At 67.0% G+C, this 15261-nt stretch carries 16 protein-coding genes and 1 tRNA gene; 10 read left to right on the top strand and 7 right to left on the bottom strand.

Annotated elements, in window-relative coordinates; genetic code table 11:
- Nucleotide 1: 1 nt before the first annotated feature.
- The gene (locus tag OG555_RS34135) at nucleotides 2–811 is read right to left on the bottom strand and encodes a maleylpyruvate isomerase family mycothiol-dependent enzyme (RefSeq protein WP_329476737.1); all 810 of its coding nucleotides are present in this window, start codon (nucleotides 809–811) and stop codon (nucleotides 2–4) included.
- 151 nt (nucleotides 812–962) lie between these two features.
- Here OG555_RS34135 and OG555_RS34130 point away from each other — a divergent pair.
- A tRNA-Leu gene (locus OG555_RS34130) sits at nucleotides 963–1048 on the top strand.
- A 514-nt stretch (nucleotides 1049–1562) separates the two neighbouring features.
- The gene (locus tag OG555_RS34125; RefSeq protein WP_329476735.1) at nucleotides 1563–1766 is read left to right on the top strand and encodes a hypothetical protein; all 204 of its coding nucleotides are present in this window, start codon (nucleotides 1563–1565) and stop codon (nucleotides 1764–1766) included.
- Nucleotides 1767–1772: 6 nt separating this feature from the next.
- Here OG555_RS34125 and OG555_RS34120 read toward each other — a convergent pair whose 3' ends face one another.
- The 3 genes from OG555_RS34120 to OG555_RS34110 all read right to left on the bottom strand — a co-directional run bounded on the left by OG555_RS34120 (nucleotide 1773) and on the right by OG555_RS34110 (nucleotide 6041).
- On the bottom strand, nucleotides 1773–4451 hold the full coding sequence (locus OG555_RS34120) for a P-loop NTPase fold protein (protein ID WP_329476733.1): 2679 nt from the start codon (nucleotides 4449–4451) through the stop codon (nucleotides 1773–1775).
- A 54-nt stretch (nucleotides 4452–4505) separates the two neighbouring features.
- Nucleotides 4506–4967 (bottom strand): hypothetical protein, encoded by a 462-nt coding sequence (locus OG555_RS34115; RefSeq protein ID WP_329476731.1) that lies wholly within the window; start codon nucleotides 4965–4967, stop codon nucleotides 4506–4508.
- 867 nt (nucleotides 4968–5834) lie between these two features.
- The gene (locus tag OG555_RS34110; RefSeq protein ID WP_329476729.1) at nucleotides 5835–6041 is read right to left on the bottom strand and encodes a hypothetical protein; all 207 of its coding nucleotides are present in this window, start codon (nucleotides 6039–6041) and stop codon (nucleotides 5835–5837) included.
- Between the two features lie 341 nt (nucleotides 6042–6382).
- On the opposite strand from OG555_RS34110, the gene OG555_RS34105 reads away from it, so the two are divergent.
- Nucleotides 6383–6667: a hypothetical protein gene (locus tag OG555_RS34105; RefSeq protein WP_329476727.1), complete on the top strand. Its 285-nt coding sequence runs from the start codon at nucleotides 6383–6385 to the stop codon at nucleotides 6665–6667.
- A 44-nt stretch (nucleotides 6668–6711) separates the two neighbouring features.
- Here the strand turns inward: OG555_RS34105 and OG555_RS34100 are convergent, their stop codons facing one another.
- Nucleotides 6712–6993 carry an HNH endonuclease domain-containing protein gene (locus tag OG555_RS34100; protein WP_329476725.1) on the bottom strand — a complete coding sequence of 94 codons (282 nt, stop codon included), beginning with the start codon at nucleotides 6991–6993 and terminating at the stop codon, nucleotides 6712–6714.
- Between the two features lie 802 nt (nucleotides 6994–7795).
- Here OG555_RS34100 and OG555_RS34095 point away from each other — a divergent pair.
- From OG555_RS34095 to OG555_RS34070, 6 genes are all read left to right on the top strand, one after another.
- Nucleotides 7796–8068: a hypothetical protein gene (locus tag OG555_RS34095; protein WP_329476723.1), complete on the top strand. Its 273-nt coding sequence runs from the start codon at nucleotides 7796–7798 to the stop codon at nucleotides 8066–8068.
- Nucleotides 8065–10062 (top strand): RHS repeat domain-containing protein, encoded by a 1998-nt coding sequence (locus OG555_RS34090; protein ID WP_329476720.1) that lies wholly within the window; start codon nucleotides 8065–8067, stop codon nucleotides 10060–10062. Before OG555_RS34095 ends, OG555_RS34090 begins: the two co-directional genes overlap by 4 nt.
- 76 nt (nucleotides 10063–10138) lie before the next feature.
- On the top strand, nucleotides 10139–10291 hold the full coding sequence (locus OG555_RS34085; protein ID WP_329476718.1) for a hypothetical protein: 153 nt from the start codon (nucleotides 10139–10141) through the stop codon (nucleotides 10289–10291).
- Between the two features lie 20 nt (nucleotides 10292–10311).
- A complete protein-coding gene (locus OG555_RS34080) occupies nucleotides 10312–10506 on the top strand; it encodes a DUF308 domain-containing protein (protein WP_329476716.1) in 195 nt (64 codons plus the stop codon).
- A gap of 120 nt (nucleotides 10507–10626) precedes the next feature.
- Entirely contained in the window at nucleotides 10627–10854 is a 228-nt protein-coding gene (locus tag OG555_RS34075; RefSeq protein WP_329476714.1) for a DUF1003 domain-containing protein, read from the top strand.
- A 273-nt stretch (nucleotides 10855–11127) separates the two neighbouring features.
- Nucleotides 11128–11883: a DUF4937 domain-containing protein gene (locus tag OG555_RS34070; RefSeq protein WP_329476712.1), complete on the top strand. Its 756-nt coding sequence runs from the start codon at nucleotides 11128–11130 to the stop codon at nucleotides 11881–11883.
- 435 nt (nucleotides 11884–12318) lie between these two features.
- Here OG555_RS34070 and OG555_RS34065 read toward each other — a convergent pair whose 3' ends face one another.
- Together OG555_RS34065 and OG555_RS34060 are read right to left on the bottom strand one after the other, a co-directional pair.
- Nucleotides 12319–12942 carry an NADPH-dependent F420 reductase gene (locus OG555_RS34065; RefSeq protein ID WP_329476711.1) on the bottom strand — a complete coding sequence of 208 codons (624 nt, stop codon included), beginning with the start codon at nucleotides 12940–12942 and terminating at the stop codon, nucleotides 12319–12321.
- A gap of 63 nt (nucleotides 12943–13005) precedes the next feature.
- Entirely contained in the window at nucleotides 13006–13740 is a 735-nt protein-coding gene (locus OG555_RS34060; RefSeq protein ID WP_329476710.1) for an SDR family NAD(P)-dependent oxidoreductase, read from the bottom strand.
- A gap of 277 nt (nucleotides 13741–14017) precedes the next feature.
- Between OG555_RS34060 and OG555_RS34055 the strand changes: the two genes are divergently transcribed.
- Nucleotides 14018–14911: a LysR family transcriptional regulator gene (locus OG555_RS34055; protein ID WP_329476709.1), complete on the top strand. Its 894-nt coding sequence runs from the start codon at nucleotides 14018–14020 to the stop codon at nucleotides 14909–14911.
- Nucleotides 14912–15261 lie beyond the last annotated feature (350 nt).

Here is a 15261-nt window from a genome sequence, read left to right as displayed (position 1 = left end):
CTCAGATCCGGAAGAACAGGTTCAGGTAACGGTCGGCGATCGCGCGGTCGCCACGGATCGTGCCGGCGTTGCTCCGGCCGAACGCGGTCAGCACGAAGCTGCCCGGGTCGAACTCGAGGACCGTCGGCAGTCCGGTTGCGTCCCCCGGCTCGTAGTCCATGCCGTCCGGGCCGACTCGCACCAGCGTGTCGCCGGCGTTCGGGCCGCTGGTGATCCGGATGCCGAGCTCGCACGGATCCTTGGCGCCGGTCGTGTACTTCCACAGCACGAACATGAACGGTACGAGGAGATCCGCCGCCTCGCCCGAGAGCCCGTGGGCCCGGCCGGTCCCCTGCCGGATGTCCCAGGAGTGGACGCCGTAGTCCATCAGCTGGAACGCCGGGAAGAAGAACGCCGGCAGCGGACCCATGTAGAAGTGCGGGACGTTGAACCCGGTCCACTCGTCTGGGCCCAGCGCGTCGAAGATCTCCATCATCTTGTCGAAGTCCGTACGCAGCCGCTCGACCAACTCGGTCCGCGGCACCGACCGCAGCGCCAGCGCCTGTGTGTCCACCCGCGCAGCCATCCCCGGCAACCCGTACGCCTCCGGCAGCTCCTGGTCGGCTCGAGCCGCGTCGAAGGCGACGAAGTACGCCTCCGTCGTGTCAGTGATGTGGGCCACCACGTCCCGCACCTGCCAGTGCCCGGCCCCGGTCGGCGCCTCCCAGACGTCGTCGGAGTCCACCATCTCGAAGAACTGTCCGGCCTCTCGCCGCACCACCCCGAGCATCGTCTCCTTGCCCTCGAAGGACATGCCGTTCCACCCGCTCATGCCCCCTCACCTCCCACCACGAGCCGCTCCTTGAATTTCAAACTACGCTCTCCCCACCCCCTCGTCACCACCCCGCCCGCCCGATGTGAATTCCACCCCTGGAGTTTGCTACTGTTCTCCGGTCAGCACCGCTGAGGCGGGGCGACCACTCGTCCGGGTGGCGGAATAGGCAGACGCGCTAGCTTGAGGTGCTAGTGCCCTTCGCGGGGCGTGGGGGTTCAAGTCCCCCCTCGGACACGCATGCTAACCACACGCGGGCTAGGCCTGATGGAAACATCAGCCACCCGCGTTTTGTAGTTGTAGGGGACTTCGAGCCTCATGGCGCCGTAGAGGTCAGCCAAATCCGCTCGATCCGCCTGGTTCAGCACCGCCTTCATGGCCTCCCAGCTCCTCCACCATCGCGCGGATGTCCGCACCGTTCAGACGCTCGGCCTGCTCCAACGCCTCCAGTCCCGCCAGCGCGGCCTCGTTCTCCGCGACGGCAGCGTTGTACTGACTCGTCAGCGCCTCGGGATCCCAACCCGCCTCCAGACCACGTTGAAGCCGCGTCCGCGGCCGCGATCCTCTTAGCTCTGTGCACCCGCCAGAAGTGCAACAGTCCGATCAAGATTTTCAGGACTGAACAGTCCCGCAATCCATTCGTTCACACCGTCGGAGAGGCGATCCTCGCGGACGTAAACCGCCGGCGGATGTCCAAGAGCCGCCCTCGACCCCGGAACCAGGGTCCGCACGGCGCACGGTAGAACCTCGCGTGCTTCCGCGGAGCGCCCTCCATCTGCCGCCCGATCTTCGCTTCCTCGAGCTCTCCGGGCGTGAAGAGGATCCGTCGGCGGCTGCCGCGACCCGGCAGCAACTTCTCGACCTCTACGAGGAAGAGGGCGTGCACGTGAGTACGAAGCCCGAGCTCAAGACCAGGGTCGTGCTGAACTACTTCTCCAACAAGCCGGCGTGCTGATTCGGATCAGGTTCCGGCATCGAAGGTCAGCCGGCGAATCAGGTCGTAGCGGCTGAGGAATCTGCTCATCGGTGTCAGGTCGAAATCATCGCCTGCGCGTCGACCCATGAGCTCCTTGCGTTTCGTCAGCCAAGTCTCCACGCACCTTCGCTCCACGGTCAGCTCGTCCTCGCCGAACGCGGCGAGGGCAGTGCGAAGGGTGGCCGGCGGCTCGGAGATCTCGTCGGCGGATGCCAACGCGAGACGCTTTGCCAGGTACGGCGTACCTTCGTGCAGGACTGCCATGAAACAAGTGGCCATCCGCTCGGTCGGCTGTCCGCCGTCCGCCGACAGCGGCGGTGCCATCGCGAGCAACAGCTGGCAAATGTTGACGAAACGCTTGACCCGGCGCGGTGTTCCGCCCATAAGGGGTGCGAGCGACTCGATGAAAGCGAGTTCCTCCTCGGTCAGCTGAAGCTGCGTGGCGTCGAGGTCGAGCCAGCTGCCGAAGTCCGTCAGCATCGCGGTCACCAGCTCTTCCTCGCGCTTGCCGAGTTGCAGGGTGTCACCTCCGCCGCCGGCAGTGATCGGCTGTGCTGCCACCGATGGCAACAGCAGTCCGCGCAACAGTCGTCGCCGGGCGTCGTCGTCGAGATCCTCCACCCAGAACGGGATCTGGAAGATCTTCTCCACGTAGTCCATCGCCTTCGGCTGCTCGCCGGCCTCGTCCGACGTCGCGTCGAGCGCGGGCAGCGCGTCGTGCAGGGCCGATCGGAGCCAGCGCGTGTCCACCGCGACGACCACGACGAACAGGGGGAACGACAGCAGCAGGTGCACCGCCTCCAGAACCTCGACCACCTTCTTCGGTGGGCATCGATCCAGATCGTCGATGTACAACACGATCCGGTTCGGCGGTCCGCCCGCGCCCAGTGGTGTCTCCCGGTTGAACTCGGCGGTCAGGTCGGCGAGATCCTGCAGGTCCTGATGAACCTTGCTGATCAGGCCCAGCTGGCTGCGGTAGTCATCACTGGCCCCACGACCGGCGACGAAATCCGCCAGCGTGGTTCCGACCGTGTAGGCATCGCGCCTCCGCTCCAGTTCGGTCTGCCGGTCGCGAACCTCGTGCGCGACCGTCTTCGCGGCTCCCACGTCAGCCTGCGTCGTTTGGAGTTCGTCCTTGGCTGCGGTCAGGTCGTTCTTGACCTCGGTGACGGCCGCCGCGAGCTCCTCGTCGACCTTGCGCTCGGCTTCGGCCAAGGCCTCTTGCTGGTTCGTGGCGAAGTCTGCCACCGCCTTGAGCACCAACGCCGCCAAGGGAATCAGCGGAGCGAGACTCGTCACCAGGCTGGCGAGTGGTGGAGCCGACAGCCTGTCCATCACGAACGCGACCACCGGTACGACGGCCGCCGCCAGTGCCACGTAGACGACTCGCCAGCCGGTCCAGAACTTCTTCTGCAACCATGGGCTGGTTCGGCTGGCCACCACGGCCCGCCGTACCTCGGCGACCCCGTCGGCCACGGCCGCGGCCGGCGTACCGTCGAGCTCGTTCTTGCCAGCGGCAACGACCGTCTGGACCAGCGTCGCGCGGGCGACGGATTCGAGTTCACCGGTGATCATCCTGTCCCGGAGCTCCGCGGTCGTCCGCACCACCGCGTCGAGGTGCTCCTCCTTCTTCCGAACAGCGTCGGCCGCCTTGGTCTCGGCGCCGCGCAACCTCTCCAGCTCCCGCTCGGCAGCAGCGACCTCGTTCTTCGTGGCGTCCAGGCTCTCCAGGATGTCTGTCCGCTTTCGATCGGACAGCGTCTGCTGCGCCGGACCCAGCTTGTCGAAGATCTTCTCCAGCAGCGACGCCCAGAGGTTGGTCTCGACGTACTCCCAGGCGTTGAACTGGATGTGCGCGACATTGGGCCAGACGGTGAGGTTGGCCTGCGCGGTCTTGCCGGCCAACTCGCTGAGCTGGCAGATCCGGTGCCGGATCTTGGCCATCAGGAAGCTCTTGCCGCTGCCCCACTGACCGAACAGGCCGATGGCCAGCGGCGGCACCAGGGTGCGGGACGAGATCAGGTACGCGAAGGCGTCGGCCTCGACGCTGATGTCGACGAAGTCGGCTGTCGGATCGACCACGTCACTGCTGAACGCGGCCAGGCTGGCCGGTCGGCGCGGAAAGGTCCCGGCCAGCCACTCCCCCAGCTTCTTCCCCGCGATCTCCTGCTGCGGGACCAGTTCGACCAGAAAGGTGCGATACCGATCGGCGAGCGTACTCACCGAGAGGCCGGATCGGTTCAGCGGGCGTTGCAGAGCCTGCCGGAAGAATTGCGACTCGGCCAGCAGCGCGCCGACCAGGTCGGCGAGGATGGGCGTCCGCCTGGGGGCGAGCCGGTCCGCCACCGAGATGATCTGAGTGACCTGCTGATCCTGGCCGAGCGGGCTGGCGCCGACGGTCGCGGCCGCCTGCCGGAGGCTGTCCAGCGTGATCTTCGGAAAGTCGTCCGGCAGCAGATCACGAGCGGTGAGCCCGAAGTACCCGATCAGGCGCCGCATCTCGCCGTCCGGATCAGGATGAGCCAGCAAGGTCCCGAGGAACAGGTCCGGCTCGCTCACCGTCTGCCCTGCCCCCCGCAACGCCGCCGACGCCTCCGCCCACCGCAACGCCCCCTCGAACGACCCCGACCGCCCCGAAGGACTCCCACTCGCAGCCTGAGACATCTCCCCCACCCCCAGCTCGCACGATACGACGCCGCGCGCGGCGAGAGCAGATCTCTAGCCGGGTGGGGCCGGAGTCGGGCCTGAGACCGCTGCCGCGTAGGTCTCCGGTGGCAGTGTTGACGGGTTCGCCGCCTTGCCCGGTTGGCGGGCCAGCAGGCCCTTCCCCAGCGAGCCCAGGGTGGTGAGCAACGCCAGATTGAGTGCGGTGCCCCAGTCGAACGTGCCGACGTTGAAGACGCCGACAGCGACGATCGATGCCGCCAGCGACGAGAGGAATGTCTTCGCCAGCCGGACAACAACGTCGGGCCAGAAGGTGAGTTCGGTCATCTTGGTCAGGTACTGCAGCGCGGTGAGGATGACCGAAGCCACGGCCGCGCCGATCGCCAGGGTGCCGGAGTACTTCCACGGAACGTTGCCGGCGGAAATCTCCGTACCGCCCGCGAGGAGAGTAGCGAAGAACATCTGCCCGGCAGACCAACCTGCCCTTTCCAGGAAATCGAATACGACTGCCCGCATTGTCAACTTCTTCGTTGCCATTGCCGCCCCCTAGAACACGATCAGATAGGCACAGGATCGCCGCGCCGGCAACCGATGGCAATCTCCTGCCGGCAACGGTGCAACCGGATGGTGCAGAATGCAACCCTCGCGGTGTCCGGCTTTCTCGGCGAGGATGAGGCGTCATGTACGAGGTAGCGGTGTCGGCAGCGGAATTGTGGGCGCCGCGACATCCTGGGAGCTGACGAACCGGCCGTCGTCCTCGAGAAGGAACAGGTCGTGGCTGGCCACCAGACCACCCATAACAGCGGTGTCATCCAGGCCGGCATCTACTACAACCGGGCAGCCTGAAGGCAGTGCTGTGTCGGGACAGCGAAGCTCTCGGTCAACCCGGACCGCGGCGCCTGGGTCGGGACGTCAGTCACCGTATTCGGCGCGATCTCCGACAGCCGCAGACCGACGACGTCGACATGGGGGCCGGAACTGGGCCGCCACCGCGGCCGAGCCGCGAACCTCCGAGAACACACCTCTTTACGCACCTCAATCAGCGCGAGACGATGGCCAGCGACGGGAGCTCTTGCGCATGACCGAACGAGCAGAACCCTTACCAGTAAGGGATTCGGCTCATCTTTGACAACTCACGATCAACCTCAGATGGAGATCAGCCGTTACGGAGTTCGACCAGCGGGCGCCGCGTCGAGCTCGAACCGTGTGGTTAAGGTGCGTGTCCCTCCTCGGACACCGACACTATCCACACGCGGGGCAGGCGTGATCGAGACTTCCGCCAACCGCGTCCGATGGTCGTATTCGACCGCCAGTCGAAGTGCTCGAACAGCCGCTCCCACGGCAACGATCGCGACTGCCCGATATCGAAGAGGTCTTCGACGATCACACCGCCCAGCGGCTCCACAACCGCGCAGCCTCCCCTACCTGCCACGCCTTCGACGTCCTCGGATCCTGGTTCTCCTCCGTCGAACACCGCCCGTAGAACGCCAGCCGCCCGATCCCCTCCCCCGCCACAGGCTTCTCTGCGAGCGCCTCCATCCCCAGCAGGTCATCGAGTGTGGCCCACTCGTCCATCGGCTCTCCGCTCAAGACGCGTTCTCCTCGGCTCGGGAAGCGCCCTCGGCCGCACGCTCCTCCCGCGCCAGTCGTACAACAATCCGGCAGAGGACACGAGCGGCCTGTGGATAAAGCACCGGCACTCCGTCGGCGACCACCCTTATCCACAGCTCCGAGTCATGACTCGGAGCTGTGGACTCGCTAGCGGATCGCCCAACCGTCATATCCGCTCAACGCCCTCCGCCGTCAGGCTGCCCAAACGCTCGCGACGTTGATCAGGAAACCCGCATAACGTGGCAAGCGCGAGACGGCTCGGCGACCGCCTGCGAGATGGCCGTTGCCGCGCGGCGGATAGCAGTCGCATCTTGGAAGGCATGGACGTAAGTGCCGTAGCGCTCGAGCTGTATGGGCTGACACCCGAGGAGTTCACCGCTGCGCGCAACAGCGTCGCCAAGACGGCGAAAGCCGCCGGTGACGTCCGAACCAGCGTCGCGGTGATGGCCCTCCGGAAACCGACACTCGCCGCCTGGCTAGCCAACATCCTGGTCCGAGCCGATCCCGACGGCATCAACAACCTCACCGAACTCGGCGAGGAGCTACGCGAAGCCCACCTCACCCGCGACGCGAACCAGCAGCGCCTCACAAGCTTCGAGGGCTGACGTAGCTACCGCACGGCTGCGCGAGAGGGAGTTGGCGGGTCTTCCTATGGGCAGGATCGGGTGATCGCCTGAGATGCGTCGCGGTCGGCCGCGGAGATCGGCAGTGTGTATTTGCGGGCGACCTGGAGGCAGCGCAGGAAGTCGACGCGTCGCTGCAGCGGCCATTGGGCCGCGCCCATGTCCCAGGCCCGGGCCAGCGGGTACAGATGGTCGATCTGCACCTCGGTCGCGGCGGCCTTGCGGAACTCGATCCGGCGACCGGTGTAAGGGTCGGTGAGAAGGGTGCCGGCGATGACGACCCATCGGGACCGACCGCGGTAGTGCATCGCGGTCAGTTGGGCCGCGAGTACGTCGTTGCGGGTGTCACAGCCGTTGTGGCCACCACGGCCTGAGTGGTCGTCGGCCCAGGCCTGCCCGGACTGGTCTCGCTTTACCCAGGCACGTCGGGCCGGGTGGCGATGCCGCGGGCTTGGCGGAGTTCGGCAGAGATCAGCGTGGCCGAGCTGGTCGCTGGCTGGGCCGGGGCGGGACTGCGGGTGGGTGTATCGACCCGGCCGGGTCGGCGCCGGCCACTGGATAGGCGCACCCGGTAGCCGCGAGGTCGAACGCCCGCAACAACAGGTGTCACCGCTGTCATACCTGTTTAGGGCAATCCGACTAGTGCCAGCGCCATCTGACGGCGAGGCTCCGACCTGGTGGCGAGCCTCACCAACAAGGCAGCCAAGGCAGCCTGGGATCGCCTCCAGGTCCACGTACAGCTCGGCGACGATGCGCCGCTCGAGACCGTCGGGTACTTGCAGCGCAGGCTCGACGGGTCCTCGGCCCCGACACCGTCAACCAGCGGCTCGGGGCAGCGCTGGATAGCCGACTGCTGCTAAGGATCTGGCCGCTCGCGGGCTCGTCCTGGCGGCTCCGACTCGCACCTTGTCGTATCCCGATCTTGTGGATCAAGCTGGTCCCACGTCCGAGGATCGGAGCAGACCATGGCCACGCTGCATGCTGACCTGACGTGCGCCTACCGCCGGCACAAGGCGGTGGTGCCCGTACGACAGCGTCGACCGCCTACTGACGGTCCGTGAGCACGACGCGGCCGCCCCGCCGGTCTCGACCTTCACCTATCACGACAACGTGGGCCCCGCGCCGGCCGACGCCGGCCTGCACACCGCGGGCGGGCGGCTCGTCCGGGTAGACGACGAGTCCGGCACGACGGTGTTCGACTACGACGAGCGCGGGCAGGTCGCGACCAAGAAGATGACCCGCGCCGACTTCGCCCCGCTCACGCTCGAGACCGTGTACCGCGCGCGGACGGGCTCGTCTCGGCGGTCACCTACCCCGACGGGTCGACCATCGATTACGAGTACGACCGCGTCGGCCGGCTCGTGGCGATCACCGACGTCGTGAGTGAGATCGAGTACGACGTGCAGAACCATCCCCGGCGCGTGCGCTACGCCAACGGCGTCGAGCGCCTCAACGAGCACGAAGCGCTCACCGGTCGCCTGACACGCTCGCAACTGAACACACCCAGCGCCGCGGGAGGCACTCGGGTGACGGTCCGCGACGTCAACTACGGCTACGACGTCCTCGGCAACGTCCACACCCTGACGGGCACCGGTCCCGGGCAGACCTGGGCATACGGCTACGACGCCCTGTCCCGCCTCGTGCGCGCCGAGGGCCTCGGGCCGGCCGTTGCCGGCGCCGGCGCAGCTCAGCAGGTGTGGACCTACGGCTACGACGACGCGGGCAACCTGCTCAGCGCCTCCGACGTCGGTACCTATGCCTACGGTGAAGGTGGGGAGGCGGCGACGTGCCTCACGACCCTGGGGACACAGCACTTCACATATGACGACCGCGGGCACGTCGCGAGCGCGCCCTGGGGCGCGCACACCGTCGACGCCAGCGGACGCCTGCGCCGAGTCGCGCTCACGTCAGGGACGGTGCACGAGTACACGTACGACCACAGCGGCCGCCTCGCAGTGAGCGAGGTCACCGGCACGGACGCCGGCGGGGGCGCCGTGACGTCGCGCGTCTGGTCCCCGGACGGGCTCGTGAGCATCGACGACGACGGAATGATGCTCCAGATCACCGATGGCACGATGATCCTGGCCCGTCGGCGAGCCGCGTCCGCGGGCGGCCCGGCGGCCGCGCGCACCACCTGGCTCCACCACGATCACCTCGGCTCGGTCTTCGCCGTCACCGACGGCGCGGGGCAGGTCGTGCTCCAGTTGCGCTACGGACCGTACGGGCAGGTGCTCGACCGGTCCGGGGTGGGCGCCGTACCGCAGACGTTCGCCACCGGGCTGGCGCCGGCGCCGCGAACCGGGCCGGCGGCCACGCTCGACGCGCCCCCGATCGTGCTGCTCGGGGCGCGCTGGTACTGCCCCGCGGTCGGCCGCTTCCTGTCGCCGGATCCGATCGTCGGGGACGCGGCCGATCCCGCCGCCTGGAATGCCTACGCGTACTGTCGGAACAACCCGACGAGCTACGTCGACCCCACCGGTCGCCAGGCCTGGAAGGTCGTCGCGGGCGTGCTTGCCACGATCGCGATCATCGCCCTCGTCATCATCGTGACGATCCTCAGCTGGGGCACCGCCGCGCCCGCCACCATTGCCCTCGGAGGCACCGGGATCAGCGTGACCTGGTCGACGGTGTTCACGGCCACCCCCCTCGTAGGTGTCGTGGCCGGTGGCGTCATCGGAGGCGTCGCCGCGGCGCGCGCCGGCGGCGATGCCTCCGACATCCTGGTCGGCATGCTCGTCGGGGCGGCCGTCGGAGGCTCTGCGGCGTTCGGCGCGGCCGTCGCGGGGCCAGCGGTCGCCGCGGGGTTCGCATTAGCTTGCAACGCTTCCTTCGGCGCGGGCACGGTCGCCGCCGGCGCCATCGCCGGCGCCGTCAGCGGAACGATCAACGGCGCCGCGATGGGCTTCGCGAGCGGCTTCGCGGGCGGGCGCAACAAGGGTGCGGGCGACATCATGGAGAAGGTGCTCGTCGGCGCGCTCATCGGCAAGGCCGTCGGCGCTGCGCTGGGCGCACTCAGCGGGGTCGTGCCACAGCCGGGCGACTCACCGGCGCGGGCCGCCGCGCGCATCTTCGAACCGGAGCCGGCGATGCCGGCAGGGGCTCCCACCCAGGCACCGATGACCCCGCCGACGCCGGTGAACAGCATCGGCGAAGCGGGCCGCCAGATAGCCTTCGGGTTCCTCGGCAAGACCCTGAAGGAGTTCTTCCCGCTCATCGCGTCCTCGACATCTCGAGTGACCGGCTCGATCGTGGCGCAGACAGTTCTCGTCGACCTGCATGCCGCCGCCCTCTCGGCGGGGTGGGACGACCTCGAGGCGTACGTCCGGACGCACAAGATCGATTTGGGCCCGTTCGATTTGTTCGGGGGAAGCTTCTGACAAAACGGGCGGAGAGGGTTCGCACCGATTGCGCCGTCGCTTCTTGGCCGTTGGGAAGCTATGGATCTGGTTCGGCATGTTCGTGCTGTCGTACAAGGTGGGCAGCCTAGGCGCGGTGGCGACGTTCGTCGGCGTGGCTTTCCTGTTCGGCGGCATCACCCAGCTCGTGGTGGCCAGCCGGGTGCCCACGGTGCGCTGGCTCTCCATCGTGGCGGGACCCTGGGGGTAGCCGCCGGCATCGTCACCTTCGTGTGGCCAGACATCACCCTCTACGTCGTGTCGATCCTGGTGGCCTGGTACCTGATCGTCTATGGCACCATCCACATCGTCAGCGCGCTGGTCAGCCTGGTCGGAATGTGGGCCATCTGCCGCTGGGTGAGCGAGATCTTCGCCGGCTTCACCCTGTGCCACGGCGGCAAGCAGGCCGACCGGCTGGTCGCATGACCGCCGCTCGAGCGGCCAGTTCCACCGACGCTCTCCACGGCGCCGCCGTTCTCAAACAGCTAGCGCCGGCACGCGCCAGGCGGCCTTGGCGTCGAGGACCATCCGTTCGGCCTTCTGACCATGATCGTGTCGCTCGAGGCCATCTTCCTGTCAACATTTGTGATGATCAGCCAGAACCGCGCCGACGAGAAGCGCCAAGTGATCGCGGACGAGGCTTGGCGGACAGTCGAGGAGGAGGAGCAACAGAACGAGAGGCTGCTCCGGCTGTCCAACGAGATCCTCGATCTCACCAAGCAGATTCACGCTGCGAGCGCCACGGCCACGCCGGCGAGTCGGCCCGGAGCCTAGTGAAGAGCGGCAAGAGCCCCAGCCTGGCGGTCGTCATCTTCTACTGGTGAGGAGCTGAGCGCGGGGTGTTCGTCTGTCGTGGCTACGTCCCTGACCACCTGCATCCCGGCCGGGCTGAACGGGCGCGGTGGCTGCTGCAACGCGCCATGCATTGCTCAGGTCGCTGACGAGGCCTTTAGTTCATCCGCACAGTGACGTTCCTTGTCGGCGGCAACGGTTCCGGTGAGTCGACCTTGGTCGAGGCGATCGCGGAGGCCTTCAAGCTGGACACGCATGGCGGTCGCTGCACGAAATCTCGAGGCTAGTAATCCATCACAGCACCTGCAGCCGAGGAACCCTCCATGCCCGGGGTTCACACCGGCACGCGTGAACTCAACGCGCATTGCGCGCTCGCTGATGCGTAGAGTTAATCACGTGCTACTGAAATGGATCCGGTGCGCGGTATGCGATCCGGCCGCGTTTGGCCGTGGGCAGAGGGCCTGGGCAGACCTCCGCGGCTTTGCGGGATTTCTGGGTCAACGCGGCGGTTGGGACCGGACTAACCCGGGCGTCGCCCACGTGTTCGGCCTATGGGCGGATCCGGCGAGTTATGAGGCTTTCATGAGCGGACCGCACGACCTGCTCGCCCGGCATCAAGCCGGTACATTCACTGACATCGACGTACAGTTGTACGAAACTCGGCAGACCATCGGCCACCTGCCCGAACAGGTAACCGGTCAGCAGATACTGCGTGTAGCGCGCTGCGAGGTCTCCCCGGAACGCGTTACCCATTTCACCAACGCCCAAGCATCCGTCTGGAATCCGGGCATGATCCGAGCTCCCGGCTTCCGGGGTGGAATCTTCGCTCAACGGGAGCCGAACGAGTTCCTGGTTGTGACGCAATGGGAAACCGCAGACGCCCACGACGAGTACCGGCGGGAGCGTGTCCCAGGACTACGCGAGCGCGCGAAGATGATCCGCGACATGCAGTCGATCATCGGTCACCAGATAGCCCTCCAAACCACGTGGTACGTGGCACGGACAACGTGACCCCAGCAGCCGCAACTTAACCTACTCGTCGCGTTCCACCGGCGCGCCGACCTCGGAGTACACGCCTCGCCGTAGCAGCAGTTCGGCCAGCTACCCGGACCCCCTCGTAGGTGTCGAAACGCCCGGGGGCACCCAGTTTCACGGACAAGCGCGTTGACAGTGTCACCCTCCAGCGGGAGGCGCGTGCCGGTAGGTTCGTGGACGGTGACCTCGTGCCCGGCGGCGATGAGCTCGGGGAAGATATCAGCAGCGGCCCGATGCCTTCCAGCCGGCGGGCGATCTCGAGGCCGCGGACATCGAGCGGGCGTAGTCCGAGGCTCCCGGTGAACGCCGACACGGTGGCCTTGGCCCACGCGTCATCTCCGGCGATGAACACATCCAGCGGGCGCCCCTGAACCAGGACGGCCCTGTTCGCCGACTGCTCGGCCCCGGGGCTCAGCCGGTAAATTCGTTGACGCCGAGGGCGAAGTCCCAGTGGCCGACCCCATTGCCGGCGAGGCCCACCGTGACCAGGCCCATTCCTTCGAGCCAGTGCGCCATTTTCAGGCCGCCGACATCCAGCGGGCGCAGCCCGAGGCTCTCGATGAATGCCGCCACGTCCGCCTTGGCCTGCGCATTGTCGCCGGCGATGAAGACGTCGGGCCGGCCGTTCTCCAGGACATTACGGAAGATGGTGTTGAATGCCTTCACCACGCTGGTGCTGGTCGGGGCCACCTTGGCGACTTCCTGCGCGATCGAGGTTTCCTCGCTGTGGGCCAGTCCGTCGAACGTGGCGTTGAAGGGGTTGCTGATGTCGACGATGACCTTGCCCGCGAGGGCGTCTCCGTATTCGGCGACGACCGGAACGACACCGTCGTACAACAGGGCCGTGATGACGATGTCCCCGGCCGGGACGACGCCCCACTTGCCCGTCGTCGCGCCGCCGCCCAGAGCCTTGGCCAAGTCATCGGCCTTTGACTCATCGCGTCCCATGACCTCGACGGTGTTGCCGCCCGCGACCGCGAGTGTGCCGATGGTACGGGCCATGTTCCCCGTACCGATGAGGGTGATGCTGCTCATGAGGTGTGCTCTTCCTGTTCTCGAGGTGTCGCTCAATCCCCCGCGACATTCCTTGTGTGTCGTTCAGATGGCGGTAGTGCCGCCGTCGGCGACCAGTTCCAGGCCGTTGACGTAACTGGAGTCGTCGGAGGCGAGGAACAGGGCGACGGTGGCGATTTCTTCGGGACGGCCCATCTTTCCGCGGGGAATGAGGGACTCGAATGCGGCCTTGGTCGCCTCGTCGAACAGTTCTTCCTGTTTGGCGGTGGCGACCTGGCCAGGGGTCAGGACGTTGACCCGGATCTTGCGGTCGCGCAGTTCGTTGAGCCAGGCGCGGGCCCAGGCCTGCTGGACGGCTTTGCTTCCCGCGTAGAGGCTCCACCCGGGGAAGGCGCCGAGGGAGGCGTTGGATCCGGTCATGAAGATCGAGGCGTTGTCGTTGATCAGCGGCAGTGCCTTCTGCACGGTGAACAGGGTGCCACGCGCGTTGAGCCAGAAGGCGCGGTGGAACTGTTCCTCGGTGATCTCGCCGAGGACGGCGGGTTCGCCCATCCCGGCGCTGGCCCACAGCACGTCGATCGAGCCCTTTTCCCGCTTGACGGCGTCGTACAAGCGATCCAGGTCGTCCAGGTCGGCCGCGTCCCCCTGGACGGCGGTGACGTTGCGGCCGATCAGCTTGACGGCGTCGTCCAGTGCTTCCTGCCGCCGGGCCTGGATGAAGACGTAGGCTCCTTCCTCGACGAACAGTTTGGCGCCCGCCAGTGCCATGCCGGTCGATCCGCCGGTGATCACCGCTACCTTGCCATCGAGCTTTCCCACGATTGGTGTGCCTGCTTTCTGGAGCTGGATAGGAGGTCACGCCCACCCGTCGTTGTCAACGGTTGTCGTCGATGCCGTCGAATGACGCGATGGGCCTGGCTCAATTCATGAAGTATTCATTCTGATTCTGGGCCCTGCTATCAAGTCCCGAATTCCTCTGCCGAATTCGCTTGGCCCCATCAGCTACCTATTAAGGCTGCCATTGGCCCGAGCGGGTGTCCAAGACCTCTTTCAGCCGTGGTGATACCTTGGAGGCATCACCGGACCAGGAGGCGCCATGGATCTGGACCTGCGCAAACTGCGCTACTTCCTCGCCGTCGCCGACAGGCTGCACTTCGGCCGCGCCGCTGAAGAGCTGCATATCGCGCAGCCGGCACTCAGCCGCCAGATCCGCGCGCTGGAACAGGATCTCGGCGCCTCGCTGTTCACCAGGAATCGCCATGGAGTGGTGCTGACCGACGCCGGCCGACAACTGCTGGCCGACGCCGGTCCGCTGCTCGCCTCCGCGGACGCGGTCCGCCGCCGGGTGACCGTGGCCGCCCGCGTCAGCCGGCGACTGGCGGTCGGCTTCCGGACCGGCATCCCGGTCATCCCGGCGGCCCAGGCGTTCGGGGCCCGGCATCCGGACGTGGTCGTGGACGTGCAGCGGATCGAATGGGACGACCAGGCCCCGATGCTGCTCGACGGCCGCATCGACGTCGGCTATGTGCGGCTGCCCATCGACGAGACCGGCCTGCGCGTGACCCTGCTGTACACCGAGCCGCTCATGGTGGTACTGCCCGCAGGCCACCGGTTGGCCGGCAAGGAGGAGGTCACCGAGGCCGACCTGGCCGGTGAGCCGCTGGTCTGGCATGCCGACCCGAGCACGCACCCCACCAGACGCCCGCACCCCGACTCCGGGCTCCGGGTGCGAGGCGTGGAGGAGAAACTCGAGCACGTCGCGGCCGGCCGGGGCATCTCGTTCGTGGCGCGTTCGGAGACACTGTTCTACTCACGTCCGGACATCAGCTACGTACCCATCCCGGAACTCGCGCCCGACCAGGTGTGCCTCGCAATGGCGGCATCGCGCATCTCGCCGCTGGCCGAGGACTTCTTCAGCGCGGCGCAAGCGACGGCCGAGATCACGGCAGAATGTGGAAACTATGAGGCCTATTCAGGCGGTCAAGCCTAAAGCTGCTGTGGATTGCCGAAATGGGCTGCGAGCTCAGTTGCTCAGATACCGACTCTCGCGTTCAAGCTGGGCATCGGACGCCCTGTCGGCTATGTAGGTCGTCCAGTCGGTCTTGGCTTGACGTGTCCACTGCATGGCGGTGCTGATATTGATATCGGCGAGGTCGGCCAGGCTCGTGGCCGGGAGGTTCGCTGCCAGCGCGCTGCGCCGCTATGCGTCGTCTCGACATTCAGTGTGCCTGGTCCCCCGGAGCTGAACGTCCCATCCGCTGACCGTTTGAATCTGGGCGCCTACTCGGGCGGCGCTAAGACGCGCCCCGGTTTGCAGCGGAGGTCAGACGTCGAGCAGCG

This window comes from Kribbella sp. NBC_01484 (assembly GCF_036227145.1).
In the GTDB taxonomy this organism is placed as follows: Bacteria; Actinomycetota; Actinomycetes; order Propionibacteriales; family Kribbellaceae; genus Kribbella.
Note: the sequence above shows the minus strand (reverse complement) of the source record. Positions and strands in the feature narration are given on the sequence as shown.

Bases quoted from the DNA above. Each gene is read 5' to 3' on its own strand.
- OG555_RS34065 (WP_329476711.1), bottom strand. From the start codon at position 12,942: ATGAGCAGCATCACCCTCATCGGTACGGGGAACATGGCCCGTACCATC.
- OG555_RS34070 (WP_329476712.1), top strand. From the start codon at position 11,128: ATGGCGGTCGCTGCACGAAATCTCGAGGCTAGTAATCCATCACAGCAC.
- OG555_RS34100 (WP_329476725.1), bottom strand. From the start codon at position 6,993: ATGCACTACCGCGGTCGGTCCCGATGGGTCGTCATCGCCGGCACCCTT.
- OG555_RS34115 (WP_329476731.1), bottom strand. From the start codon at position 4,967: ATGCGGGCAGTCGTATTCGATTTCCTGGAAAGGGCAGGTTGGTCTGCC.
- OG555_RS34085 (WP_329476718.1), top strand. From the start codon at position 10,139: ATGTTCGTGCTGTCGTACAAGGTGGGCAGCCTAGGCGCGGTGGCGACG.
- OG555_RS34055 (WP_329476709.1), top strand. From the start codon at position 14,018: ATGGATCTGGACCTGCGCAAACTGCGCTACTTCCTCGCCGTCGCCGAC.
- OG555_RS34075 (WP_329476714.1), top strand. From the start codon at position 10,627: ATGATCGTGTCGCTCGAGGCCATCTTCCTGTCAACATTTGTGATGATC.
- OG555_RS34105 (WP_329476727.1), top strand. From the start codon at position 6,383: ATGGACGTAAGTGCCGTAGCGCTCGAGCTGTATGGGCTGACACCCGAG.
- OG555_RS34120 (WP_329476733.1), bottom strand. From the start codon at position 4,451: ATGTCTCAGGCTGCGAGTGGGAGTCCTTCGGGGCGGTCGGGGTCGTTC.
- OG555_RS34135 (WP_329476737.1), bottom strand. From the start codon at position 811: ATGAGCGGGTGGAACGGCATGTCCTTCGAGGGCAAGGAGACGATGCTC.